The organism is Polymorphobacter sp. PAMC 29334 (assembly GCF_019431245.1).
In the GTDB taxonomy this organism is placed as follows: Bacteria; Pseudomonadota; Alphaproteobacteria; order Sphingomonadales; family Sphingomonadaceae; genus Polymorphobacter_B; species Polymorphobacter_B megasporae.
This window is the reverse complement of sequence record NZ_CP080243.1, coordinates 2,304,443-2,329,349: the sequence shown is the minus strand read 5'-3', so window position 1 is coordinate 2,329,349 and position 24,907 is coordinate 2,304,443. Positions and strand designations below refer to the sequence as shown.

The 24,907-nt window shown below is 66.1% G+C and carries 23 protein-coding genes and 1 tRNA gene; 10 read left to right on the top strand and 14 right to left on the bottom strand.

Going from position 1 to position 24,907, the window contains the following annotated elements:
• Positions 1–108: 108 nt before the first annotated feature.
• Positions 109–181: transfer RNA gene (locus tag KZX46_RS14775), tRNA-Val, on the bottom strand.
• Positions 182–271: 90 nt separating this feature from the next.
• Here KZX46_RS14775 and KZX46_RS14770 point away from each other — a divergent pair.
• A complete protein-coding gene (locus KZX46_RS14770) occupies positions 272–493 on the top strand; it encodes a DUF6356 family protein (protein ID WP_216707567.1) in 222 nt (73 codons plus the stop codon).
• 11 nt (positions 494–504) lie between these two features.
• A complete protein-coding gene (locus KZX46_RS14765; RefSeq protein ID WP_226895977.1) occupies positions 505–1,746 on the top strand; it encodes a serine hydrolase in 1,242 nt (413 codons plus the stop codon).
• On the opposite strand, the gene KZX46_RS14760 is transcribed toward KZX46_RS14765, so the two are convergent.
• Complete coding sequence (locus KZX46_RS14760) at positions 1,725–2,225, bottom strand: DUF4188 domain-containing protein (RefSeq protein WP_219774626.1); 501 nt, start codon at positions 2,223–2,225, stop codon at positions 1,725–1,727. The two genes, KZX46_RS14765 and KZX46_RS14760, sit on opposite strands and share 22 nt — an antisense overlap.
• On the bottom strand, positions 2,222–3,778 hold the full coding sequence (gene pgi, locus KZX46_RS14755) for a glucose-6-phosphate isomerase (RefSeq protein ID WP_219774625.1): 1,557 nt from the start codon (positions 3,776–3,778) through the stop codon (positions 2,222–2,224). Before pgi ends, KZX46_RS14760 begins: the two co-directional genes overlap by 4 nt.
• Positions 3,779–3,862: 84 nt before the next feature.
• Here pgi and lepB point away from each other — a divergent pair, with 84 nt between their 5' ends.
• From lepB to era, 3 genes are read left to right on the top strand one after another with little or no spacing between them, the layout of a single operon-like run.
• A complete protein-coding gene (lepB, locus tag KZX46_RS14750; protein WP_219774624.1) occupies positions 3,863–4,696 on the top strand; it encodes a signal peptidase I in 834 nt (277 codons plus the stop codon).
• On the top strand, positions 4,693–5,382 hold the full coding sequence (gene rnc / locus KZX46_RS14745) for a ribonuclease III (protein ID WP_219774623.1): 690 nt from the start codon (positions 4,693–4,695) through the stop codon (positions 5,380–5,382). Before lepB ends, rnc begins: the two co-directional genes overlap by 4 nt.
• Positions 5,379–6,269 (top strand): GTPase Era, encoded by an 891-nt coding sequence (era, locus tag KZX46_RS14740; RefSeq protein WP_219774622.1) that lies wholly within the window; start codon positions 5,379–5,381, stop codon positions 6,267–6,269. Before rnc ends, era begins: the two co-directional genes overlap by 4 nt.
• 177 nt (positions 6,270–6,446) lie before the next feature.
• Here era and KZX46_RS14735 read toward each other — a convergent pair whose 3' ends face one another.
• Genes KZX46_RS14735 through proS form a run of 4 tightly spaced genes read right to left on the bottom strand, consistent with a single transcriptional unit; the run spans position 6,447 to position 10,518 of the window.
• Positions 6,447–7,226 (bottom strand): hypothetical protein, encoded by a 780-nt coding sequence (locus tag KZX46_RS14735; RefSeq protein WP_219774621.1) that lies wholly within the window; start codon positions 7,224–7,226, stop codon positions 6,447–6,449.
• Between the two features lie 13 nt (positions 7,227–7,239).
• Complete coding sequence (locus KZX46_RS14730) at positions 7,240–7,971, bottom strand: ABC transporter ATP-binding protein (protein ID WP_219774620.1); 732 nt, start codon at positions 7,969–7,971, stop codon at positions 7,240–7,242.
• Positions 7,964–9,211, bottom strand: a complete 1,248-nt coding sequence (locus KZX46_RS14725; protein ID WP_226895976.1) for a lipoprotein-releasing ABC transporter permease subunit — start codon at positions 9,209–9,211, stop codon at positions 7,964–7,966. The genes KZX46_RS14730 and KZX46_RS14725 overlap by 8 nt, the downstream gene beginning before the upstream one ends.
• Positions 9,208–10,518: a proline--tRNA ligase gene (proS, locus tag KZX46_RS14720; protein ID WP_219774619.1), complete on the bottom strand. Its 1,311-nt coding sequence runs from the start codon at positions 10,516–10,518 to the stop codon at positions 9,208–9,210. Before proS ends, KZX46_RS14725 begins: the two co-directional genes overlap by 4 nt.
• 569 nt (positions 10,519–11,087) lie before the next feature.
• Here proS and KZX46_RS14715 point away from each other — a divergent pair.
• Positions 11,088–11,513, top strand: a complete 426-nt coding sequence (locus tag KZX46_RS14715) for a PEPxxWA-CTERM sorting domain-containing protein (RefSeq protein WP_226895975.1) — start codon at positions 11,088–11,090, stop codon at positions 11,511–11,513.
• Between the two features lie 80 nt (positions 11,514–11,593).
• On the opposite strand, the gene KZX46_RS14710 is transcribed toward KZX46_RS14715, so the two are convergent.
• The 4 genes from KZX46_RS14710 to KZX46_RS14695 all read right to left on the bottom strand — a co-directional run bounded on the left by KZX46_RS14710 (position 11,594) and on the right by KZX46_RS14695 (position 16,294).
• Entirely contained in the window at positions 11,594–13,225 is a 1,632-nt protein-coding gene (locus KZX46_RS14710) for a CTP synthase (RefSeq protein ID WP_216707558.1), read from the bottom strand.
• Positions 13,226–13,437: 212 nt separating this feature from the next.
• A complete protein-coding gene (locus tag KZX46_RS14705) occupies positions 13,438–14,709 on the bottom strand; it encodes an MFS transporter (RefSeq protein WP_216707557.1) in 1,272 nt (423 codons plus the stop codon).
• A 1-nt stretch (position 14,710) separates the two neighbouring features.
• Positions 14,711–15,109 carry a preprotein translocase subunit SecG gene (gene secG / locus KZX46_RS14700; protein ID WP_219774618.1) on the bottom strand — a complete coding sequence of 133 codons (399 nt, stop codon included), beginning with the start codon at positions 15,107–15,109 and terminating at the stop codon, positions 14,711–14,713.
• A gap of 87 nt (positions 15,110–15,196) precedes the next feature.
• A complete protein-coding gene (locus KZX46_RS14695) occupies positions 15,197–16,294 on the bottom strand; it encodes a histidine kinase dimerization/phosphoacceptor domain -containing protein (protein ID WP_219774617.1) in 1,098 nt (365 codons plus the stop codon).
• Between the two features lie 272 nt (positions 16,295–16,566).
• Between KZX46_RS14695 and KZX46_RS14690 the strand changes: the two genes are divergently transcribed.
• A complete protein-coding gene (locus KZX46_RS14690) occupies positions 16,567–19,596 on the top strand; it encodes a TonB-dependent receptor domain-containing protein (protein ID WP_226895974.1) in 3,030 nt (1,009 codons plus the stop codon).
• Here the strand turns inward: KZX46_RS14690 and tpiA are convergent, their stop codons facing one another.
• Positions 19,597–20,346, bottom strand: a complete 750-nt coding sequence (gene tpiA / locus KZX46_RS14685) for a triose-phosphate isomerase (protein WP_219774615.1) — start codon at positions 20,344–20,346, stop codon at positions 19,597–19,599.
• Between the two features lie 71 nt (positions 20,347–20,417).
• Between tpiA and KZX46_RS14680 the strand changes: the two genes are divergently transcribed.
• The 3 genes from KZX46_RS14680 to KZX46_RS14670 are packed head-to-tail and all read left to right on the top strand — an operon-like array spanning position 20,418 to position 24,235.
• A complete protein-coding gene (locus KZX46_RS14680; protein ID WP_219774614.1) occupies positions 20,418–22,334 on the top strand; it encodes a peptidylprolyl isomerase in 1,917 nt (638 codons plus the stop codon).
• Positions 22,334–23,881 carry an anthranilate synthase component I family protein gene (locus tag KZX46_RS14675; protein WP_219774613.1) on the top strand — a complete coding sequence of 516 codons (1,548 nt, stop codon included), beginning with the start codon at positions 22,334–22,336 and terminating at the stop codon, positions 23,879–23,881. The genes KZX46_RS14680 and KZX46_RS14675 overlap by 1 nt, the downstream gene beginning before the upstream one ends.
• Before the next feature lie 15 nt (positions 23,882–23,896).
• Positions 23,897–24,235, top strand: a complete 339-nt coding sequence (locus KZX46_RS14670) for a hypothetical protein (protein ID WP_219774612.1) — start codon at positions 23,897–23,899, stop codon at positions 24,233–24,235.
• A 38-nt stretch (positions 24,236–24,273) separates the two neighbouring features.
• On the opposite strand, the gene KZX46_RS14665 is transcribed toward KZX46_RS14670, so the two are convergent.
• Together KZX46_RS14665 and KZX46_RS14660 are read right to left on the bottom strand one after the other, a co-directional pair.
• Positions 24,274–24,537, bottom strand: a complete 264-nt coding sequence (locus tag KZX46_RS14665) for a PIN domain-containing protein (protein ID WP_219774611.1) — start codon at positions 24,535–24,537, stop codon at positions 24,274–24,276.
• Between the two features lie 55 nt (positions 24,538–24,592).
• On the bottom strand, positions 24,593–24,904 hold the full coding sequence (locus KZX46_RS14660) for a hypothetical protein (RefSeq protein ID WP_219774610.1): 312 nt from the start codon (positions 24,902–24,904) through the stop codon (positions 24,593–24,595).
• Positions 24,905–24,907 lie beyond the last annotated feature (3 nt).

Below are 24,907 nucleotides of genomic sequence, written 5' to 3'. Positions count from 1 at the left end.
ACATTTCCAGCGATACTTGGATACAAGTGCCACGGAAGAATTAACATGTTGCCGCATCGCAACACTGCGGCGTCGGGGTGCGCAGGGGCGGAGCTGAGGGTTTGCGCGTGGGCGATGACGGGCTCGAACCGCCGACATCCTCCGTGTAAAGGAGGCGCTCTACCAACTGAGCTAATCGCCCGCGCGACGCCTTCGTAGCGGGTCGATCGCCGGTTGTCATCGGGGGCTATAATCGACGATAACAGAGTTCGCCGACGAGGAGTTCTGCGCGATGATACACCGCTTGCTGATCGATCACCCGCGCAGCGTCGGCGAGGGGTATTTCGAACATATGCGCGCGAGCCTGACGGTTGCCGGACGGCTGATCGCGGCGGCGGGCGGCTGCATCGTCCACGCTGTCGTTCCCGGCTGGTGCACGACGACGGGAAGCACCGCGATCCTCAAGCTTCACGCCGAAATCTATCCGCGCCGCTTCGACCAGCCGACCCTGTGAGCGGTGGGTCAGTGACGAACGGGCGCGCGGTGACGATCGACCCGGGCGAACTCGGTTTCAGCCCCGAACGGCTGGCGCGGATCGAGGCGTTCCTCGACGAAAGGTACATCGCGCCCGGCAAGCTCGCGGGGGCACTCGTCAGCGTGTCGCGCTTTGGCGAGCCCGCCTACCATTGCGTCCTCGGCCACGCCGATGTCGAGCGCGCGGTCCCGCTCGCCGACGATACGATCTTCCGCATTTATTCGATGACCAAGCCGCTGACGTCGGTTGCGTTCATGATGCTTGTCGAGGAGGGCAAGGTCGCGCTCGATGATCCGGTTCACCGCTATATCCCGGCGTGGCGCGGCCTTGGCGTGTTTGCCGGCGGGACGCGATCGACCGGCTTCGCGACGACCCCGACTGCATCGCCGATGCGGATCGTCGACCTGCTCCGCCACACCAGCGGACTGACCTATGGCTTCCAGATGCGGACCAACGTCGACGCCGCGTACCGGATGGGCAAGATCGGCGAGATCGAGAAAGCCGGGACGCTCGACAGCTTCATCGCCGACCTCGCGCACCTGCCGCTCGAATTTTCCCCCGGAACCGCCTGGAATTACTCGGTTTCGACCGATGTCATCGGCTATCTGATCGGCGTGATCGCGGGTGAACCGTTCGAGGACTTCCTCCAGCGGCGGATCCTTGACCCGCTCGGCATGACCGATACCGGCTTTCACGTCCGCGCCGATAAGGCGCACCGCTTCGCCGCGTGTTACCAGCCGAAGGCCGGCGGCGGCATCGCGCTGCAGGACGACCCGGCGACGAGCGCGTTCCTCAAGCCGCCAGCGTTCGTGTCGGGCGGCGGCGGACTCGTCTCGACTGCCGCCGATTATATGAAGTTCGGGCTGGCGATGTTGAATGGCGGGACGCTCGACGATCATCGACTGATCGGGCGCAAGACGCTCGACTTGATGACCGCGAACCACCTTCCTGGCGGCGTCGACCTTCCCGCAGTGTCGAAGTCGTTGTTCAGCGAGGCGGCGTACGACGGGGTCGGCTTCGGCCTCGGCTTCGCCACCTCGACCAGCGCGGCGCGGACGCTGATCCCCGGCAGCAACGGCGATTATTTCTGGGGCGGCGCGGCAAGCACCTTCTTCTGGGTCGATCCGGCCGAGGAACTCGTCGCGGTCTTCATGACGCAATTGATGCCGAGCTCGACGTATCCGGTACGGCGCGAGCTGCGGACTTTGGTCTATAGCGCGCTCGACGACTGATCCGCCGCTTCGACGCCGAGCCGCCCCTTCGCCGATGACCGTCGCCCGCGTGCGGTGACGAGTCCGCCGGCAATGCCGAGCCCGAACGGCGGCATATTATTGTACAGGCTCTCATACTGTCCGGCGGCGACGAGAAATGTCTCGTGCCAGATGCCGACATCGCCGTTAGACCCGACCGCGCGATTGAATGCGGTCCAAGCCGGGCGATGTTCGAGCGACGACGCGTGCGCATAGGCGTGCATATCGGCGAAGCTGCGCCAGTATTGCACGACCATGACGTCGGGCAGTCCGAGGTAGGACCGGGCATGGAGCAGGCCCATCGCCGGCGTCCGGCCGAGTTCGGCGAGCATCCGCCCCATCGCCATCCCCACCGGGAGCCAGCGCCACGGCTTCCACCAGCGGTTTATCCGCATGCCGATGAGGAAGACGACGAAATTACCCTCGATCTCGGCGGTCATCCGGTCGGCGATGATCGTCATTTGCCGAGCCCGGCGCGCTTCATCAGACCCTCGGTCGATGGGTCGAAGCTGCCGCCTGCGTCGAGCGCGCTCGCCATTTCCTTGCCAAGCTCGACCCCCCATTGGTCGAACGGGTTGATTCCAAGCAGCGCCGCCGCGGTGAACGTCCGGTGCTCATAGAAGGCGAGCAGGCTGCCGAGCGTCCGCGGGTCGAGCCGGTCGAGCAGGATCGTCGTCGACGGGCGATTGCCGGGGAAGGTCCGTGCCCGGGCACACGCCTCGTCGCCGTCGCTCAACGCCAACGCCTCGTCGAACGTTCGTCCGCGCAGCAACGCCGCGCCTTGCGCAAAGGCATTGCCGAGCAACTGCCGGTGGTGGGTCTCGCCAAGCGTGTGGCCCGGTTCTCGAACGGCGACGAATTCAACCGGGTCGCTATGCGTGCCCTGGTGGAGCAGCTGGAATACCGCGTGCTGGGCATCGGTCCCGATCCCGCCCCATGTGATCGCAGCGGTCGGATAGCCGACCGGGCGCCCGTCGCGGTCGACTCGCTTGCCGTTCGATTCCATCTCGAGTTGCTGGAGGAACGACGGCAGCAGCCGCAGCCGCTCATCGTACGCGAACACGCTGCGCGTTGCCTTGTGCTGGAAGGTCGCCGCCCAGACATCGAGCGCCCCCGCTAGCGCGGGGACGTTACGGGCGAACGGCGTATCGCGGAAATGCGCATCAATGGTCGCGGCTCCGGCGAGCAAGTCATCGAACGCCGCGACGCCGCAGCGGATTGCAAGCGGCAGCCCGACCGCCGACCACAATGAGTAGCGCCCACCAACGGTATCGGCGAACGGCAGGATGTTAGGCTCGGCGATGCCGAAGTCGCGGGCTCGGCCGGGGGCGGCAGTCACCGCGATGCAGCGTCCGCGAGGGTCGGCGACGCCGTTCGCGCCAAGCCAGTCGAGCGCGCTGTTGGCGTTGGTCATCGTTTCTAGCGTGCTGAAGGTCTTCGACACGATGACGATCTTCGTCGCTGCCGGGTCGCACGCGGCGAGCGCGCGGCTCAGCGCGATCCCGTCGATGTTGGCGACAACATGGACTGCAGGACCGTTACCCGCATGACCCAGCGCGTCGAGCAGCAGCGCCGGGCCGAGCGCCGAGCCGCCGATGCCGATGTGGACGATGTGCTTCGTGCCGTCGCCGCGCACCGCGTCGGCCACCGCGCGGAGCTTGGCCTGCCCCGGTGCCGCCGCCGCGACATCGGTCGCCGCACCGCTGCCGCGCTCGGCGATATGCGTCGCGGCACGCCCCTCCGACGGGTTGACCACGGCACCGGCGAACAGCCGCGTCCGCCAGTCGTCGAACGCTGCCGTCGTCGCCAGCGCTGCGAGCCCCGCCATTGTCTCCGCCGACGCGGCCTGCTTGCTCAGATCGACACACATCCCGCCGATATCGAGCACCATCGCCTCGATCCGCGTGGGTTCGGACCCGAATAACGCCGCCAGATCGGCCTCTCCCATCGCCGCCGCATGGTCGTTCAGCGACGCCCAGGCGGAAGTCGTATCGAGCGCGGCTGATGTCGTCATGGCGGTGCGGCTCCTGATTCATAGCCGCTCTAGCCGACGCCGCGCCGGTTGACACCCGCTCGCGTCGCCGCCAAGCCCCGATGCATGGAAAACGCCTTCCCCTCGGCGCGCGAGGCGCATCAAGCGCGGGCGGCGCGACAGTTCGAGAAGATCACCGCCGTCGTTCGCGTCACCGGGATCGCGATCGCCGTCGCGCTCGGCCTGCGGACTTTTGTCGTTGAGCCGTTCAACATCCCATCCGAATCGATGCTGCCGACCCTGCTCGGCGGCGACTATCTGTTCGTCGCCAAATGGCCCTATGGCTACAGCCGCTATTCGCTGCCGCTCGCCCCGCCGCTGTTCGGCGGCCGGATCGCAGGCGCGGCCCCCCGTCGCGGCGACGTCGTCGTATTCAAGACTCCACGCGACAACCGTACCGACTTCATCAAGCGCGTCGTCGGGCTTCCGGGCGACCGCGTCCGGATGATCGCGGGGTCAATCGAGCTCAACGGGACGATCGTGCCCCGGGTCCGCACGACCGACTTCGTGTTGCCGATGGTTCCGGGCGGCTCGTGTCACGGCCCCTCCCCGGCGATGCCCGGCGCCGGCGGCGGGATGCTCTGCCGCTATCCGCGCTATCTCGAGACGCTGGGCGGCCGGACCTATGCCGTGCTCGACGAATACGCCGGCGATCCGCCCGACGACACGGCGCTGGTCACCGTTCCCACGGGACATTATTTCGTCGAAGGCGACAACCGCGATGACAGCGCCGACAGCCGGATGAGCCTTGCCGACGGCGGCGTCGGGATGGTCCCGGCGCAGAACCTCGTTGGCCGCGCCGAGGTGATCTTTTTCTCGACGAGCGGCACCGCGGTCGGCAATCGGCCATCGACGTGGCTCGACACGCTGCGGCTGAGCCGCGTCGGCACTCGGCTTTGACCGGCGCATCGGCACCGGGGGACGCCGCACTTGCCGGCTGGGCGCGCGACACGCTCGGCCACGATTTCACCGACCTCGGCCTGCTCAGGCGCGCGCTGACGCATAGCAGCGTGCCGGGGACTGGCAGCTACCAGCGACTCGAATTTCTCGGCGACCGGGTGCTTGGCTGCGTTGTCGCCGCGTGGCTGTACCGCGATTACGACGAACCCGAGGGCAAATTGACCGCGCGCTACCACGGCCTCGTCGAGGGTCCCGCGTGTGCCGAAGTCGCGCGCGGGCTCGGCGTCCCCGAGCACTTGTTCATGGAAAAGACCGTCCGCGCCAAGGGCTTGGGGCGCAGCGATAATGTGCTGGGCGACATTGCCGAAGCGATCGTCGCGGCCATCTTCATCGACGGCGGCTTCGCGGCGGCGGAAATCTTCGTTCGCGCGAACTGGGGCAAATTGCTCGACGCCGGGCCGCGGCTACTCGTCGACCCGAAGTCGCGGCTCCAGGAATGGGCGCTCGCGCAGAGCCGCCAAGCCCCGACTTACGAGCTGATCGGGCGCGAAGGCCCAGACCATGCGCCGCGCTTCAAGGTGCGCGTCGTCGTCCGCGGCCACGACCCCGTCGCCGGCGAAGGCGCGAACAAGCGCGAGGCCGAGAAGGCCGCCGCGGTCGCGATGTTAGAGAAAGTCACGTCATGACGAGATGCGGAACCGTTGCCGTTGTCGGGGCGCCGAACGCGGGCAAGTCGACCCTCGTCAACACCCTCGTCGGGCAGAAGGTCGCGATCGTCAGCGCCAAAGTCCAGACGACACGGACGCGACTGATGGGGATCGCGGTGGAGGGCGACGCGCAGCTTTTGCTCGTGGACACGCCCGGCATCTTCGCGCCGCGCCGCCGCCTCGACCGCGCGATGGTCCGCGCGGCGTGGGATGGCGCGCACGGGGCCGACGTCGTGCTCCTTGTGGTCGACGCCAAGTCGGGGCTCAAGGACGATGCCCGCGCGATCATGGCGAGCCTCGCCGACCGCCCCGAGCCGAAAATGCTCGCTCTCAACAAGGTCGACATCGCGTCGAAGCCACGCCTGCTCGACCTCGCCAACGAGGCCAATGCCGCGGTCAAGTTCGCCGAGACCTTCTTCATCGCGGCGGAGACCGGCGACGGCGTCCCCGAATTGAAGGCGGCACTCGGCGCGACGCTCCCCGAGGGCGAATGGCATTATCCCGCCGACCAGCTCGTCGACGCGACGACCCGCCTGATGGCCGCCGAGATCACCCGCGAGCAGCTGTACAACCGCCTCCACGCCGAACTGCCGTATGCGAGTACGGTCGAGACCGAAAAATGGGAGGACCGAAAGGATGGGTCGACGGTGATCCACCAGCAGATCCTCGTCCAGCGCGACAGCCAGAAAGCGATCATCCTCGGTGCCAAGGGGTCGATGATCAAGGCGATCGGCGAGGCCGCGCGGGGGCATATCGCGACGCTGACGGGGCGGAAGGTGCATTTGTTTTTGCATGTGAAGGTCAAGGCGGATTGGGCGGACGACCGCGCGGTATTCAGGGATATCGGGCTGGATTGGGTCGAGTAGTAACCTCGTTAGTCCGGTTCGATATAGGAACCACTTTTGAGAGCCGATTATTTGAGCGATACCTCGGTCAGCTTCCCCCAAGTCGTGACGCTAACACCGAGCGTACCGAAGACGAACAAATCGATTTGCTGATCGCTTCTAGTCCATCTGTACCACAAGGGGATCCATCGCGATTGGTTAGGCGAATGCGTCCACCGGTAAGTCAGGACGCGAGACATCCACGAACGGCATGTGTTTGATAATGTCCCACTGGGCGGCGGCGGACGACCCGGACGATGCGTCACGAATCGCAGTCGGCTTCCATGCGGTGCGCGGATCAAGCGTACCGGTGCGGGTGAAAAAGGCGTTCCCGCCTGCCTCGGCAATCTTCGCCAGACCATAGCCGTGTGCAGCAACGAGTGTGGTCAGCGCTGATAGCGAGGCGCCGTGATACCAACCCGACGCGTGCTTGTCGTGACGGTCGAATGACGGATCATACGGCACGGTAACTGGATGCTGCCCGAAACTGCCGTTGTATTCGACGCAGATAATCGCGGGCTTCAACGGCAAAAGTGCTTTTAGAAACCAATAGTCATTCCCGTCGACGTCGATCGACAAGACGCCAATCTCCGGAAACGCCGCATCAATGAAATCGAGGTTGTCGAGAGTAAGGAAGCGTTGCTCTATGCGAAGCGTCTTCGGCAACAATGCGCGAGCGTCAGCAATTTGATACGCGCTGCCGTCAATTAAGAGCCCCGCGTGATCTGTCACAAGCGAAGCACAATTATACTCGGCCGGATGAAAACCAAACTCGACAAATGTCCGCGGCGTGCCACCCTCATCGACAAGCTGCCTGAGAATGCGCCCTTCGTCGGATTGTCCCGCAACGCCCCGCGCCATTCTCCGCTTGGTGAGCGCACGCCGGATCGGCGTAATCGACTTCACCGCTTCCCGAAGCTGGATCATTGCCGAAGTCATCGTTGCGATCCTATCATCGATTTGCCGCCAGCCGCCCCTCGTGAAGCGTTACCACTCGGTCCATCCCCCGCGCCAGCGCGATATTATGCGTCGCGACCAGCGCTGCCGACCCCCGCGCGCGGACCAGCCGGATGAACTCCGCCAGCACCTTCGCGGCGGTCGCTTCGTCGAGGTTGCCGGTCGGTTCGTCGGCGAGGATCAGGACGGGCTCGTTCGCCAGCGCGCGGGCGACGGCGACGCGCTGCTGCTCGCCGCCCGACAGTTGCGATGGGCGGTGGTCGAGGCGGGCGGCGAGGCCGAGGTCGGTCAGCAACTGCTTCGCCCGCGCGCGCGCCGCCGCATTGCCAATGCCGCGGATCAGCTGCGGCAGGACGACATTCTCCGACGCGCTGAAGTCGGGCAGCAAATGGTGGAACTGGTAGACGAAGCCGAGCTTGTCTCGGCGCACCGTCGTCCGCTCGCTCGCCGACAATTTCTCGACACGGACGCCGTCGATCGTGATCGATCCCTCAAATCCGCCCTCGAGCAGCCCGACCGCCTGAAGCATCGTCGACTTGCCCGATCCAGACGGGCCGAGCAAAGCAACGATCTCGCCGGGCGCGACGCTGAGATCGACCCCGCGCAGCACCTCGATCGTCACCCCGCCCTGCTGGAAACTGCGCCGCAGATCGCGGACTTCGAGCACGTTACCCGCCGAATGAACCGACGTGCTCACATGCTCGGGCGGCGTCACCACATTATTCATAGCGCAACACCGTGACCGGGTCGGTGCTCGCTGCCTTCCACGCGGGGAACAGCGTCGCGAGGAAGCTCATTAGCAGCGTCAGCACGACAATGCCTACGACCTGCGCCGGGTCGGTCTTCGACGGCAGTTCGGTCAGGAAGCGGACGCTCGGGTCCCACAGTTGCGCACCGGTCACCGCCGACACGCCCGCAACGATGTCCGCCCGCCACGCCAGCAGTGAGAAACCGAGCGCGAGGCCGAGCAGGATGCCAAGCCCGCCGATCAGCGTCCCGACCGTCATGAAAATCCGCATCAGCGCGATCCGCGTCGCGCCCATCGTCCGCAGGATGGCGATGTCGCGGGTCTTGGCGCGGACGAGCATTATCAGCGAAGACAGGATGTTGAATACCGCGACGAGGATGATGATCGACAGGACCCAGAACATCACCGTCTTCTCGACGACGAGCGCCTCGAACAGCGAGGCATTGGTGTCGCGCCACGACGCGATCACGCCCGAGCGCGCGACGCGGCTCTTGATCGGTGCGAGGATTGTGTCGACCTTGTCGGGGTCGTTGGTCACGACCTCGATCATGCCGACCGAATCGCCCATGCGGAGCAGGGTCTGCGCGTTCGCCATCGGCATGACGACGAACGCCTTGTCGTAATCGTAGATGCCGACCTCGAAGATCGCGACGATGCGGTAGGCGATGATGCGCGGCACCGCGCCGAACGGCGTCACCTGTCCATCGGGGGAGATCACGCTGATCGAATCGCCGACCTGCGCGCCTAGTGCCTCGGCGAGCCGCGCGCCGATCGCCACAGTATTGCTGCCCGGGACAAGCCCTGCGAGCGTGCCGTGCTTGACGTTCGAGGTGATGACCTTGGTCGCCATCAAGTCGGGGATCGTCATGCCGCGCAGCAGGATGCCCTGGACCCGGCCGTTGAAGCTCGCCATCAGCGGCTGCTCGATCAGCGGCGTCGCCTTGGTCACGCCGGGAAGCTTGCGGACCTCGGTCGACAGCGGCGCCCAGTCGGCGAGCCGACCGCCATAGCCCTGGATAACCGCGTGGCCATTCAACCCGAGGATGCGGTCGAACAGCTCGGCGCGGAAGCCGTTCATCACCGACATCACCGCGATCAGCGCCGCAACGCCGAGCGCGACCGCGATCAGCGAGATCGACGCGACGAGGAAGATGAAGCCTTCGCCACGTCCCGGCAGGAGGTAGCGGGAGGCGATCATGCGCTCGTAGCCGGTGATCATGCGAGTTTGGCGACCGCCGCCTCGACGCTCATCTCGTTGCGCGTCCCCGCCCCGCGCCGCTTGACCTCGACCGTCCCCGCGGCGACGCCCTTCGGCCCAATCACGACCTGCCACGGCACGCCGATCAGGTCGGCGGTGGCGAACTTTGCCCCGCCGCGTTCGTCGCGGTCGTCGTACAGCACCTCGACACCCGCCGCTGTCAGCCGGTCGTACAGCGCGTCCGCCGCCGCGAGGCACGCCGCATCGTCGGCGCGGAGGTTGATCAGCGCGACCTTGTACGGCGCGACTGCATCGGGCCAGACGATCCCGTCCTTGTCGTGGCTCGCCTCGACGATCGCGCCCATCAGCCGCGACACGCCGATGCCGTAGCTGCCCATGTGCGGGACGATCGCGGTGCCGTCGGCGCCCTGGACGCTCAGCCCCATCGCCGCCGAATATTTGGTGCCGAAGTAGAAAATCTGCCCGACCTCGATCCCGCGCGATTGCTTGAGCGCAGCGCCCGCCTCGGCCTCGAGCGCGGCGTCGCGCTTCTCATCGGTCGCCGCATAATCGGTGTTGAGCCGGTCGACGTACGCCTGCAACGCGGTTGCATCGTCGGCGTCGACCGTGGTGTCTCGCGCGGCTTCCCAGTTCGAATGGTAGAACACGTCGCTCTCGCCGGTCGGCGCGAGGACGATGAATTCGTGGCTGAGGTCACCGCCGATCGGGCCGGTGTCGGCGCGCATCGGGATCGCGTGCAGCCCCATCCGCGCGAAGGTGCGGAGGTAGGCGATGAACATCCGGTTGTAGCTGTGCCGCGCGGCAGCGAGGTCGGGGTCGAAGCTGTACGCATCCTTCATCAGGAACTCGCGCCCGCGCATCACGCCGAAGCGCGGGCGGATCTCGTCGCGGAACTTCCACTGGATCTGGTAGAGGATGCGCGGCAGGTCGCGGTAGCTTTTGACCCCGTTCGCGAAGATCGTCGTGAACAACTCCTCGGCGGTCGGCGAGAACAGCATCTCGCGGTCGTGGCGGTCGGTGATCCGCAGCATCTCGGGACCATAAGCATCGTAGCGGCCCGACTGCTTCCACAATTCCGCCGACTGGATCGTCGGCATCAGCAGTTCGACCGCCCCGGCATTGTCCTGTTCCTCACGGACGATCTGCTCGATCTTGCGGAGGACGCGCAGGCCAAGCGGCAACCACGCATAGATGCCAGCCGCAGTCTGGCGAATCATGCCCGCACGCAGCATCAACTGGTGGCTGACGACCTGCGCCTCCCCCGGGGTTTCCTTGAGGACGGGGAGAAAATATCGGCTGAGGCGCACGGGCGGGGCATTCCTGATCGGGGTCGAGCGCGGGGTCTAGCGAAGCTGTTGCAAACAGACAACACTGTCCGCGATTCCGACATGACGCGCGACAAATGCCGATGACACGGAACACGCAGGTGTTTACCAAGAGTAACGAGTTCTGCCGCCCAAGTGGCTGGAGTTCAGGGATAAATAAGCGGCCAGCGTATAGGCTGCACTGCGCGGATGGTCGAGCCAGGGGGCTGTGATCTACCACCGCGGCTTCGAGGTTGGTCTCGTCACCACAAACGCCCGGGGTCATCCCCGGGCGTTTTCGTTTATGGCGTGCTCTGGCGATTACGCTCAGCGTGCCTGCGCTCCGGGCCCTTCCCTTGCTGCACTAAGCGTCCGTGACTGGCCAAACGGTCGGCCGTGCAATTTTACGACGGGCCGAGCGAAACGAACGGCCAGCATTCTCGGAATCTTCACCAGCCAGTGTTAACCCTGTTGCGGGGGTCGGGGTCTTCGTGGAGATGACTATGAATTCATTATTTCGAGCGCTCGTCGTCGGCTCTGCGCTTACATCGGCCGTCCCGGCACTGGCGGTCATGGGGGTCCATGTCGAATCGGGAGAACCCGGCTTTATTAGCTTCGACATCGCCGAATTGCCGAATCCGGCGTCATTCATCTCCGGCAGCTATTTAACGCTCAACAACGTCAAGGGCGTATTCAACGGCATCGCGGGCAAACGCACGATCGATTTCTTCAACAATAGCCTCGGCGGCGGTTTCCAGGTCGTCGGCGGCCCGGGCATTACGAGCCAGCAGATTTTCATCCGCGACGAGAGCGCGCCCTTAGTTCTGACTGGTGACTATTCCGCGCAAGACCGGGCGACTGGGGCTGGTGCCGGCCTGATCATTTATGAAAACGGCGAGATCGCAGCCGTGCCGGAGCCCGCGACATGGGCCCTGATGATCGGCGGATTCGGGCTGGTCGGAATGACAGTGCGGCGCCGCGCTGCGATCGCCTGCTAGGGGCACGGCATACTGACACGAAGGATAAGTTCATCCCGGCGAAAGCCGGGATGAACTTTCGTCGACCACACGCGGACTCGCTAAACCAATCGGCTCTGCTTGACCGCTGCGGCGATGAAGCTGGCGAACAGCGGATGCGGTTCGAATGGCTTAGACTTGAGTTCGGGGTGAAACTGGACGCCGACGAACCACGGGTGGTCGGGGCGTTCGACGATCTCGGGGAGGAGGCCGTCGGGCGACATGCCGCTGAACATCAGGCCGCCTTCCTCCAGCGCCCCGCGGTAATGGATATTGACCTCGTAGCGGTGGCGGTGGCGTTCAGCGATCGTCGTCGAGCCGTATGCGCTCGCCGAGACGCTGTTCCCCGCGAGCACCGCCGGATAGCTGCCGAGGCGCATCGTCCCGCCGAGGTCGCCACCCAGTGCGCGGGTTTCGAGGCCGCCGGGCGACATCCATTCGGTAATCAGGCCGACAACGGGTTCGGGCGTCGGCCCGAACTCGGACGAGCCGGCGCCGGCGAACCCGGCGTTCCGCGCGCCCTCGACGCACGCCATTTGCATGCCGAGACAAATGCCGAAGAACGGCACCTCCCGGCTTCGGGCGAAGCGGACGCTAGCGATCATGCCCTCGGTTCCGCGCTCGCCGAAGCCGCCGGGTACAAGGATGCCGTGCATCGGTTCGAGCTGCGCCGCGACGTCGGCGGCGGGGTCCTCGAACAATTCGCCTTCGATCCAGCGGATGTTGACCTTGACCCGGTTGGCGATGCCGCCGTGGACCAGCGCCTCGGTCAGCGACTTGTACGCGTCCTTGAGCCCCATGTATTTGCCGATCACGCCGATCGTGACCTCGCCCTCGGGGTGGCGCAGCCGCTCCATGATTGCGGTCCAGCGATCGAGATCGGGGACGGCGGCGTCGGCCATGCCGAACGCGGCGAGGACCTGCTCGTCCAATCCGGCGCGGTGATACTGGAGCGGGACCGAATAGATCGAATCGGCGTCCAATGCGGGGATCACCGCTTCCTTCGGCACGTTGCAGAACAGCGCGATCTTGGCGCGGTCGCTGTCGGGCAGCGGGTGTTCGGAGCGGCAGACGAGGACGTGCGGCTGGATGCCGATGCCGCGCAATTCGGCGACGCTATGCTGGGTCGGCTTGGTCTTCAATTCGCCCGCCGCCGACAGATACGGGATCAGCGTGCAGTGGATGTAGATCGATTGCCCTCGCCCGAGGTCGTTGCCGACCTGGCGGATCGCCTCGAGGAATGGCAGCGATTCGATGTCGCCGACGGTGCCACCGATCTCGCACAGCACGAAGTCGAGGTCGTCGGTCTCGGCGAGCGCGAACGCCTTGATCGCGTCGGTGACGTGCGGGATGACTTGGACCGTCGCACCGAGGAAGTCGCCGCGGCGCTCCTTGGTGATGATGTCGTAATAGACCCGCCCGCTGGTGACGTTGTCGGTCTGCTTCGACGCAACTCCGGTGAAACGCTCGTAATGGCCAAGGTCGAGGTCGGTCTCGGCGCCATCGTCGGTGACGAAGACCTCGCCGTGCTGATACGGCGACATCGTTCCCGGATCGACGTTGAGATACGGGTCGAACTTGCGGATCCGGACGCGGTAACCGCGCGCCTGCAACAACGCCCCGAGCGCCGCTGCCATAAGACCCTTACCGAGCGACGAGACCACGCCCCCGGTGATGAAGATATACCGTGCCATGGGAGGATGGGCTTAGCGAGGGGACGCGGGGAAAGCCAGTGCGAGGCGGTCGAAAGGTGGGGATAAGCTTGGCCGTCTCCCTCTCCCCTTGAGGGAGAGGGACGGTCGCGCGCCTTAGCGCGACCAGGGTGAGGGTGAGGATTTGCGACCACTCACCCTCACCCTGGCGCGCAAGGGCGCGCCGTCCCTCTCCCTCGAGGGGAGAGGGAAGATCAGGTCTCAATCAGCGACGTTCGCTTCGTATCGGGCAACACCAGTACCACGACCAACGACACGGCGAGCGTCGCCGCGACATAATAATAAAACCCCGCCTCGTTCCCCACGCTCTTGAACCACAAAGCGACATATTCCGCCGTGCCCCCGAACAGCGACACCGACACCGCATACGGCAGCCCCACCCCCAGCGCGCGGACGTTCGCCGGAAACAGCTCCGCCTTCACCAGCCCCGAGATCGCGGTGTAACAACTCAGCACCGTCAGCGCGGCGAGGATCAGGAAGAACGCCTCGACCCGGCTGTGCGTCGCGGCGAGCGTCAGCATCAGCGGTACCGTCCCCGCCACGCCGAGGACCCCGAAAGCGATTAGCTGCGGCTTGCGTCCGAAGCGGTCCGACAGCGCGCCGAACAGCGGCTGGATCAGCATGTAGACAGTCAGCGTTCCAGCCGCGATCAAGCTGGCATCGGGCTTCGACCAGCCGACGGTATTGACGAGGAATTTCTGCATGTACGTCGTGAAGGTATAGAAGGCGAGGCTGCCCCCTGCCCCGAGCCCGATGACAAGCAGCACGCTGCGCTTGTGTTCGGCGAGGCGGCGGACGACGCCATGGCGCTGCGCCTCGGGGACATGCTCGAACGCGGCGGTCTCGGCGAGCGAGACGCGCAACCGCAGCGCGACGACCGCGAGCGCAGCACCGATGCCGAACGGTATCCGCCAGCCCCAGGCATGCAGATCGGCCTCGCTTATCGTCGCCTGCAGCACCAGCAGCACGGCGAGCGCGAGCAACTGCCCGCCGATCAGCGTGACGTACTGGAAGCTGGCGAGGAAACCGCGATTATGCGCGGTCGCCATCTCCGCTAGATACGTCGCCGACGTCCCGTATTCGCCGCCGACCGACAGGCCCTGGAGCAACCGCGCGACGACGAGCAAGACCGGCGCGGCGACGCCGATCCGGTCGAACCCGGGGGTCAGCGCGATCACGCCCGACCCGCCGCACATCAGCAACACCGACAGCGTCAACGCCGCCTTGCGCCCGCGGCTGTCGGCATAGACCCCGAGCAGCCAGCCGCCGACCGGGCGCATCAGGAAGCCGATCGCGAACACCGCGGCGACGTTCAGTAGCTGCGCGGTCGCGTCGCCCTTGGGGAAGAAGATGTGGGCGAAATAGAGCGAAAAGGCCGAGTAGACGTAGAAGTCGTACCACTCGACGAGGTTGCCGACCGTCCCCCCGACGATCGACCTTAGTCGGCTGGCCCCCCGGCTTGCCAAACTAGCGCGCGAGCGGAACCGAGTCCGCCGGAGCGGGAACCGGGGCTGCCGGAGCGGGCGCTACCGGTGCGGCGGGCTCGGTCTTCTGGAACAGCGGGACGCCGCCAGGTGCGGCAGGGGCGCTCGTCGTCGCGGGCTTGGCGAGCGAGGTGTCGATGACGTGCTCGCGCTTGTTCGTCGTCGCGAGGATGGCAAGGACGATGCTCGTCAGCACGAACAGCGAGGCGAGGACCATCGTCGAGCGCGTCAGCAAATCCGCCGCGCCGCGCGCGGTCATCATGCCACCCGCGTTACCGCCGCCGATGCCGAGCCCGCCGCCTTCCGACTTCTGCAACAGGATCACGCCGACCAGCGCGAGCGAGATCAGGCCGTGAAGAACGAGGATGAAGGTGATGAGCATGGCGGCCTTGGGCGAAATGAGTTGCGGCGGATGTAGCGGTCGCGACGCTCGATCGCAACCGCGTGGACGATCAGCCCTGCGCCGGCGTCAGCGTGACGGCTCGGGAAAACTCAGCAGGCTGCGATAACCCCCGGAAACCGGACCGCCGGTCAGCGTTCCGTTGACCTTCCGGATTGCGGCCTGCATCACCCGAAGGCCGAGGCCGATCCGCGTCGGCGTTGTCGTCGATATGATTTCGACCGCGCGGCAGCCATCGTCGCTGCACGCGATGTCGTAGTTGCCATTGCCGTCCGCCGATCCGGTCAACACGATCGCGCCCGCAACGCCCTCGTCAAACGAATGCTTGAGTGCGTTGGCGACGAGCTCGTTGACGATCGTCCCCAGCGCGGTCGCCGCCGTCGCCGGTCCGAAGAGCGCGTCGAAGCGGCCGCTCACGGCAACCCCCGCAGGCGCGATGATCGCAAGCTGCCGCGTCAGCCGGTCGAGATAATCGCCAAGGTCGAGCCAATCCTCGTCGACTTCCGAGATGAGGTCGTGGAGCGTCGCCACCGATGCGATCTGGCGCTCGACCGCGAGCATCATGTCGCTCGCATTTCCCGTCGGTTGGGATCGCTGCAGCCGGACAAACGCGCCGACCGTCTGGAGCGAATTCTTGACCCGATGATCGATCTCGCGGCGTAGCAGCGCCTCGCGCGCGAGTGCCGCGCGCAGGTCGAGCTGGCGCATTACCTGCGCCGCGAGCAGGAGCAGCGTGTCGCGCTGCAATGCGTCGAGCGTGCGCGGCGCGTAATCGAGAACGCAAAGGGACCCGATCGGTAAACCCTCGGCGGTCTGCAGCGTTGCCCCGGCGTAGAAGCGCAGTCCCGGTTCGGCGCAGCACAGCGGATTACCGCGCAGCCGCGGATCGGCGAGCGTATCGGGAATCTCGACGTAATTGCCGGTACGGAACACGATCGCGCAGATCGAGCTTTCGAGCGGTGTCTCGCTTGAGCCGAGCCCGACTTCGGCCTTGAACCACTGGCGATCGGTATCGACGAAGCTGATCAGCGCGATGCTTGTCCCGCAGACACGACGGGCAATATCGACGACATCATCGAACTCCCGCTCGCGCGGCGTATCGAGAATATCGTATCGCCGTAGTGCGCCGATGCGGGCGATCTCGTCGGAGGGTATTGGCGCCGCCATGGGCGAGCCTATCCACGGCCTCGGCCAAATTGGCAAGATGACCAGCCAGATCGGCAAATGATGCGCGCGGCTCCTGATCGTGCCGCGCCGTTAATCCGCGCGCCAACCTAGCCTAAAATTTTGGATCGGCGTGACTTCTTAAACACATGTGCGCTCGGGTCGCACCTTTCACATATGGCATTTCGATGAACTGGAGATAACAATTTGGTGTCAGGGATCGAAGGGGCCACTCGATGACGACCAAATTACTTGCCGCCACAAGGATGTTGGCAATGCTGGCGACCACCACCGCATTTGCACAGACCCAGCCGCCGGCAACAGTATCTGCCGACACTGCCGTCGCGCCGAATTCGGGTGTGCCCGTTGGCCCCGCAGCCGAAGAGCAGATCGTCGTAACTGGGTCGCGAATCAGGCGCGCACTGTCCGACACAATCGAGCCGACCCAGATCATCAATTCCCAGCAGATCGAAACACGCGGTTATACCAACATCGGTCAGGCGCTCGCTGAACTCCCGGCGATCGCACCGGGGATCAACGGCTCTGGTGCACAGTCGGCACTGGGGGCCGGGCAGACCTTCGTCGACTTCTTCGGTCTCGGCACGCAGCGGACACTGACGCTGGTCAACGGCCGCCGTTTCGTTTCGTCGAATACGGCATCGATCTTCGGTCCGACCGACTCGGGCAGCCAGGTCGACCTCAACACGATCCCGACTAACCTCGTCGAGCGGATCGACATCGTCGCGGTCGGCGGTGCACCGATCTACGGGTCCGATGCGATCTCCGGGACGGTCAACATCGTCCTCAAGCACGACTATCACGGCCTCGAACTCGACGCGCAGCAGGGGATCAACAACGCCGGCGACGGCGAGAACCACCGCATCCGCGGACTTGCCGGACTGAACTTCGGCGGGGGTCGCGGCAACATCACGGTGAGCGGCGAGTATAATCAATCGAGCGGCCTGCTCGACACCGACCGTGCCGTCACTGCCGCCCAGACCTTCTTCACGACTCCGCCCGCCGGATCGGCGTTCCAGCAGGTGCTGATCACCAACCGCCGCATCCCGGCGCTGTCGGAACAGGGCATTCCGTACGTCTCCGACCTGTTCGCGCTCAGCCCGGCGCAAGTTGCGAGCGGCAACTTCGGCGGGCAACCGACCGTGACCAATGCCGCCGGTCAGGCGGTGCGTTTTTCCCCCGGCGGCGGTCTGGTTCCAATCGATTTCGGCACCGCGACGGGCAATTTGATCAACTTCTCCGGTGGCAATGGTTTCAGCCTCGCACCGACGGGCAATCTGTCGACCCCGACCAAGCGATATCTGGGTAACATCCTCGGCAGCTACCAATTTACCGATGGCGTCCGCGGCTTCTTCGAAGACTGGTACTCGCGGACACGTGGTACCAATCTCGTCGCCCAGCCGCTCTACAACACCGCCTTGTTCGACGTCGCCGGCGCGCCGAACGGCAATCTGATCATCGACATCAACAACCCGTTCCTCACCGCGGCATCGCGCGCGACGATCGCCGCCGCGCTCCCGGCCGGACAGACTTCGTTCTACCTGGGTCGGGCGAACACCGATCTCCAGTCGGGCATTGCGACGAGCACGATCGACCTGTTCCGCACCGTCGCCGGGTTGGACGGCAGCTTCCACATTGGCGACCGCGCGTTTACCTGGGAAGTCGTCGGCAATTACGGCCGCAGCGTCTCGAACAGCACGTCGCCGCAGGTCGTCACGCAGAACTTCAACAATGCGGTCGACGCGGTGCTGTCGCCGACCGGGACGATCACCTGCCGCCCCGGCGCGGTCAGCGCGAACATCGCGACGATCAGCCCGACCTGCGCGCCGCTCAACGTCTTCGGGCAGGGCGCAACGAGCCAGGCGGCGCTCAACTATATTCTTGCCAACGCGAGCGCGCGCGAAGTCAACGAGCAGGTCGTCGCGACCGCGTCGGTCACCGGCCAGCCGTTCCAGCTACCCGCAGGCGGCGTTGGACTCGTGCTCGGCTACGAGCACCGCGACGAACGTGCGCGTTTCGAGCCGGGCCAGTATTATTTCGGCGACCCGCAGCCCGACGGCACGCGCAGTGCGTATGGCGCAGGGTCGAACTTCGATCCCATCGCCGGTGGCTTTTATACCAACGAAGGCTTCGGCGAGCTCGAGGTTCCGCTGGTCAGCCACGACATGGGCTGGCGCTTCATCGATACCTTCGAATTGAAGGCGGCAGCGCGCTACGTCCAGAATAGCCAGGCAGGCGGCGACTTCACGTGGACCGGCGGCGGGCGTCTGTCGCCGATCGCGGGACTTACCTTCGTCGGCAACTACACCCGTGCAATCCGCGCGCCCGCGATCACCGAGGCGTTCAATCCGACGAGTCCCAATTTCGTCCTCGCCAACGACCCATGCGACTCGCGTTACATCACGAGCGGCCCCAATCCTGCCCGCCGCGCGGCGAATTGCGTCGCCGCCGGGATAAACCAGCCGTTCCAGTCGAACATCGTCGACTTCACCTCGAAGGGGTCGGTGTCGGGAAATCCGAACCTGATGAATGAAAAGGCGAACAGCTGGACGGTGGGCATCCAGGCGCGTCCGAAGTTCATCCCGCGCCTCGCGATCAACGCCGACTGGGTTCATATCGACCTGCAGGACGCGATCGTCAGCCTCGGCGCGCAGGACATCTTCAACGCCTGCTACGACGCCACGAGCTATCCAAATGACTTCTGCGGACGAATCGACCGCGATCCGGCGACGCATCAAGTCACCTTCGTCCGTTCGGGTTATCTCAACGCGGCAAGCCTGAAATACGCGGGGCTGCTCGCGGGGATCGCCTATTCCATCCCGACCCCGTTCCTCGGCGCGACCGGCAAGATCTCGTTGAACGGTCAGTACCAGTATATCGACAAGCTCGAGCGGCGCGCCGGAACCGGGGACATCACGACCGGTGCCGGGACAATCGGCTTCAGCCGCCACAAGGCGACCGCTGATATCGACTACAGCAGCGACGCGCTCGGCCTGCAGCTCCAGGCACAGTATATCGGGCCAGCGGTGTTCAATGCCGACGAGAAGCCCGGCGTCCGCGACGTTCCCGGGGTCGGCGGCATCGTCTTCGTCAATGCCTCGGCGGCGTTTAACGTCAGCAAGACGTATATCTTCCGCATCTCGGTCGACAATCTGTTCCAGCAGCGCCCGCCATACCCGGCGCTCGCCGACCCCGGCGTCGCGGGCTTCGGCGGCGGTGCCGAGCGGACGTATTACGAGGGCATCATCGGGCGCTCGTACCGCGTCTCAGCAACGGTCCGCCTCTGATCAGCGCACCGCCGCGCGGACGATGGCGAGAAAGTCGGCGGCGGTCAGGCTCGCGCCGCCGACAAGTGCACCGTCGACATTGTCGACATGAAGAAGCTCGGCGGCGTTCGATGGCTTGACCGAGCCGCCGTACAGGACAGGCGTCGCCGCGCCAGCATCGCCGTAGCGGGCGATCAGATCGGATCGGATCGCAGCGTGAACTTCGGCGATCTGAAGTGCGGTCGGGGTGCGCCCGGTGCCGATCGCCCAGACCGGCTCGTACGCGACCGCAAGCCGCGTCGCATCCAACGGCAGCGAGCCGTCGAGCTGGCCGGCGATCACGCTCAGCGCCGCGCCCGCATCGCGCTCGGCCTCGGTCTCGCCGACGCAGACAACCGCAGTCAACCCGGCGGCGACGACCGCGTCGGCTTTGGCGCGGACGTCCGGGTTGGTTTCACCGCAGTCGGCGCGGCGTTCGCTATGCCCGACGATAACGAGCTTGGCTCCCGCGTCGGCGAGCATCTCGACCGACACACTGCCGGTGAACGCGCCCGCAGGCTCGGCGTGAACGTCCTGCGCGCCGACGATCAAAGGCCCCTCCCCCGCCGCAACCCGCGCGCGGTCGATCAAGGTTGCGGGCGGGCAGACCGCAACGGTGAGGTTAAGCGGCAAATCGCGCGCGGCGTCGGCCATAGCCGCGATCTCGGCGAGCGCGGCGGCGGTGCCGTTCATTTTCCAGTTGCCGGCGATCAGCTTGCGGGGCGTATCCATGCCGCTGCCTAGCAACGCGGCGCGGCGCTGTCACTTGCCGCCGCGCTCTATCCTGCTTATGCGCCGACGCCATGATCAGCCTGTTTCGCAAATATCTGACGTCGTGGTTCGCGCTGGGGATACTCGGCCTCGTGCTGGTGGCCTTCGCCTTCACCGGGGTCGGCAACACCTCTTTCGGCGGCGCGACATCGAGCGGCGTCGCCACCGTCGGCGGGCAGAATATCAGCGAGGCGAAGCTGCTGACCGAATTCGACCGCGCGATGCGCCGTGCCCGCCAGCAAGACCCCAAGCTCGACGTTCGCGCTGCTGCCCGCCAGGGCGCAGTCGGCGACGTTTACGAACAGCTCATCGCCACCACCGCGCTTGAGAAGTTCGGTGCGAACAGCGGCATCGCGATCAGCGATCGCGCGATCGACGGCGAGATCGCCAGCGTCGATGCCTTCCGCGTCAACGGTAAGTTCGATCAGGCGACGTACAAGAATTTGCTCGCCGCGCAGCGGCTGAGCGAGCGCGACCTCCGCGACGGCCTCCACGGCGACCTGATCCGCAAGCAGCTCGTCACCCCGGTGATCGCCGCGACGCAGGTGCCGCGGTCGATGGCCGCGCCGTATGCAGCGCTGCTGCTCGAACGCCGAACTGGGAGCGTCGCGATTATCCCGACGACCGCGATGCCGGTTCCGCTCGCGCCGACCGACGCGCAGTTGACGAGTTATTACGCGAGCCACGCCGCGCAATACACCGTCCCCGAGCGCCGCGGCTTCCGCTTCGCCAGCCTCGACCGCGACAAGATTGCCGCGGGCGTCGAGGTCACCGATGCGCAAATCAAGAAATATTACGACGACAATCAAGAGACATATGGCGGCGCCGAGCAGCGCAAGCTGGCGCAGGTCGTCGTGCCTGAGGAAGCCAAGGCCAATGCACTCGCCGCTGCGGTCAAGGGCGGGCAGACCTTCGCCACTGCCGCTGCCGCCGCCGGGTTCGCCGCCGCCGACACCGACATCGGCCAGCAAACCAAGACCAAGTTCGCCGCTGCGACTAGCTCTGCAGTCGCCGACGCCGCCTTCGCCGTCCCCGCCAAGGGCATCACCGCCCCGGTCAAGTCGCCGTTCGGCTGGCACGTCGTCGAGACCGTCGCGATCATCCCCGCGCACAGCCGCAGCCTTGCCGACGCGCGCGACGAGATCGTCGCCAAGCTCAAGTCCGACCGCACCGACCAGCTGCTCGCCGATACCGTCGGCAAGATCGAGGATGCCTTATCGTCGCGGACAAGCTTTGCCGACGTCGCCAAACAATATGGCCTGGCGATCGTCGCGGTGCCACCGGTAACGCGGACCGGGACCAACCCTGCCGATCCCGCTTACACCGTCCCGCCCGCCGCCGCGCCGCTGGTCACCAAGGCGTTCGACGCCGACCCGGCCGATGGGGCGTCGCTCGCCCAGCTCGGCAAAGCGCAGTTCGCCATTCTCGAGCTCGGCGACATCGTGCCGCCGTCGCCGGTGCCGCTCGCAAAGGTCCGTGCCGCTGTCACCGCCGCGTGGATCGGCGACGCTCGGATGCGTTCGGCCAAGGCTGTCGCGGACGCGGTCATCGCGGAGGTCGCTGGCGGCAAGGCATTCGACGCCGCGCTCGCCGCGCACAAGCTCCCCGCCGCGCGCCCGCTCAATGGCCGCCGAATCGACCTGTCGAACCAGCAGCAGGTGCCACCGCCGGTCCAGGCGTTCCTCCTCCTCGGGGCGGGCAAGAGCCGCGCGATCCCGGCGGGCGCGCAGGGATACTGGGTCGTCCACGTCGACACCGTCACGCCGGGCGACGTCGCCGCCGCCCCGCAGCTCGTCGACAGCGCGCGCGCACAGTTTGCCCAATCGACCGGCGACGAAATCGGTGCCGCTTTCGCGCAATCGGTCGAGGCCGAGCTCGGTGTCCGCCGCAACGCCGCTGGCCTCGCCGCCGCGACGACGCGGATCGTCGGTACGGCTCCCGCGCAATAATGGCCGAGGTCGCGCCGGACGCGGCGACGGCGCTAACCGCCGTCCAGCCGAGCGCAGCGGTGTTCGCCGAGATCTATGCCGCCGGCCGTCCGCAGATGGTCTGGCGCAAGATCATCGCCGACACCGAGACACCGGTGTCGGCGATGCTCAAGCTAGGCACGCCTGGAAGCGGCGCGTTCCTCCTCGAATCGGTCGAGGGCGGCGCGGTCCGCGGACGCCACTCGCTGCTCGGCTTCGACCCCGATCTCGTCTGGCGCGCGACCGGTGACGCGTGCGAGGTCAACCGCCACTGGCGCACCGACCGCGCCGCGTTCGAGCCGTGCCCGGGCGGCACGCTGAGCGAACTCCGCGCGCTCGTCGCGGCGAGCCGGATGGACGTCCCCGCGGGGATGCCGCGCGCGCTGTCGACGCTCGTCGGCTACATGGGCTACGAGACCGTGCGGCTCGCCGAGCGCCTGCCCGCGCCCAAGGCCGACCCGATCGGCGTCCCCGACCTGCTGTTCGTCCGCCCGACGCTGCTGCTTGTGTTCGACCGGTTGAAGGATGAACTGTTCCTCGTCGCCCCCGTCTTCCCGACCGGGACCACGGCCGCCCAGGCCTATGCCGCCGCCGTCGACACGATCGACACCGCGCAGGCGAAGCTCGCCCAGCCGGTTCCCGCCGCCGCCCGCGCCCCCGCCGACCTGCCCGAGGCGACCCCGACCGCGATCCTGCCGCCAGGGCGATATGCCGAGATGGTCGGCGCGGCGCAGGACTTGATCGCGGCGGGCGACATCTTCCAGGTCGTCCTCGCGCAACGCTTCACCCTCGACTTCCCGCTGCCGCCGTTCGACCTGTACCGTGCGCTGCGCCGGATCAACCCGTCGCCCTTCCTCTATTTCCTCGACCTGCCCGGCTTCGCGCTGATCGGTTCCAGCCCCGAAATCCTCGTCCGCGTCCGCGACGGCGAAGTCACCATCCGCCCGATCGCCGGAACGCGTCCGCGCGGCCGCGACGCGGTCGACGACGCCCGTCTGCGCGACGAACTCCTCGCCGACCCGAAGGAGCTCGCCGAGCATTTGATGCTCCTCGACCTCGGCCGCAACGACGTCGGCCGCGTCGCCGCGCCGGGCAGCGTCGTCGTCACCGACCGCTACGGCGTCGAGATGTACAGCCACGTCATGCACATCGTCTCGAACGTCCGCGGCACCCTCGACCCGAAGCACGACGCGATCGACGCTTTGCTCGCAGGTTTTCCGGCAGGCACCGTCAGCGGCGCACCGAAGGTCCGCGCGATGGAGGTGATCCACGACCTCGAAGCCGAAAAGCGCGGGCCGTACGCGGGCGGCGTCGGCTATTTCAGCCCCGACGGCGCAATGGACAGCTGCATCGTGCTACGGACCGCAGTGGTCAAGGACGGCGTGATCCACGTCCAGGCGGGCGCCGGCATCGTCGCCGACAGCGTCCCAGCCAGCGAGGATGCCGAGTGCCGGGCGAAAGCGGGCGCATTGTTCGCGGCGGCGCGCGAGGCGCTGGCGCGGGCGAGCGAGGCGGGGTTCGGCCAGTGACGCGGCGGGCGTGACGTGGCGCCGGGCGGGGTCGACGACGATCGCCGTGCCGCGATCCGCGGATTGCTCGACACCATAGTCACGCGGCTCGTCACTCGCGCCGCGACCGAGCATTGGCCGATCCGCGCCGACCATTGTTTCCTGCGGATCGCCTACGACGCCGCCGCCGATGGCAAGTGGGACACTCTATATGCGCGCCCGGCGTGGCGGTCGTTACCCCTCGACCGGCTCGGTGCGGCGGTCGATGTGCTCGGCGCGATCGAGCGCGACGGACTGCCGGCGCTCGTCCGGCTCAATGCCGCGAGCCTCACGGTCCGCCGCGCCGCACGCGCCGGTCACGCCTTGGGCAAGTAATTCACCCCGTCGATGCCCGCGAAATCGGCATCCTGCGTCTATAAGGTCGCGTCGAACCGGCGCGCAGTAGCAAGGAGGATACTGTCGGCCGTCGGCAGACGGTAGGAGGCGGATAATTGCGCCGCCGTCGTCGGCAGATCGGGGGTCACGTCGACAACCCTCGCCAACATCATCGCCGCGACTGCTCGGGTGGCGCTGGTCGCGTCGCGAACGCGCGCGAAGTCACGGTACACCTCATAGATGCAGATCGATGGCACGATCCGGTCTTCGCTCGCGACGATCGCCGGGAGGAAACGTTGCACTGCCGCCTAAGACGAAATATTCGATCCAATCACTGAATCGACGATCGCCGCCAAGTCAAAATTCGCGTTCAGCTTTCTCGCGGACGAAAGGCTTGTCGCACGGCCCGAGGAACTCTCGAGCGTCTTCCAGCGACATGATCGGCACGAGTTGAATGACGCCGCCGACGTTGAGCGCCTGAAGCTTCTGACCCGGGCAAAATTTTATGTCCTCGCGTATCTTACGCGGGATCACGACCGGGACCTTCGGGGAGATCGATACCGTGTTGATCCAACTGATCCTCGATCGATCAGAAATTTGTAGCACACCATGTTTGCCGAAGCGGCAATCTCCTTGGATGACGCCGCCACACACCCGGTGTAAGTCCACCCC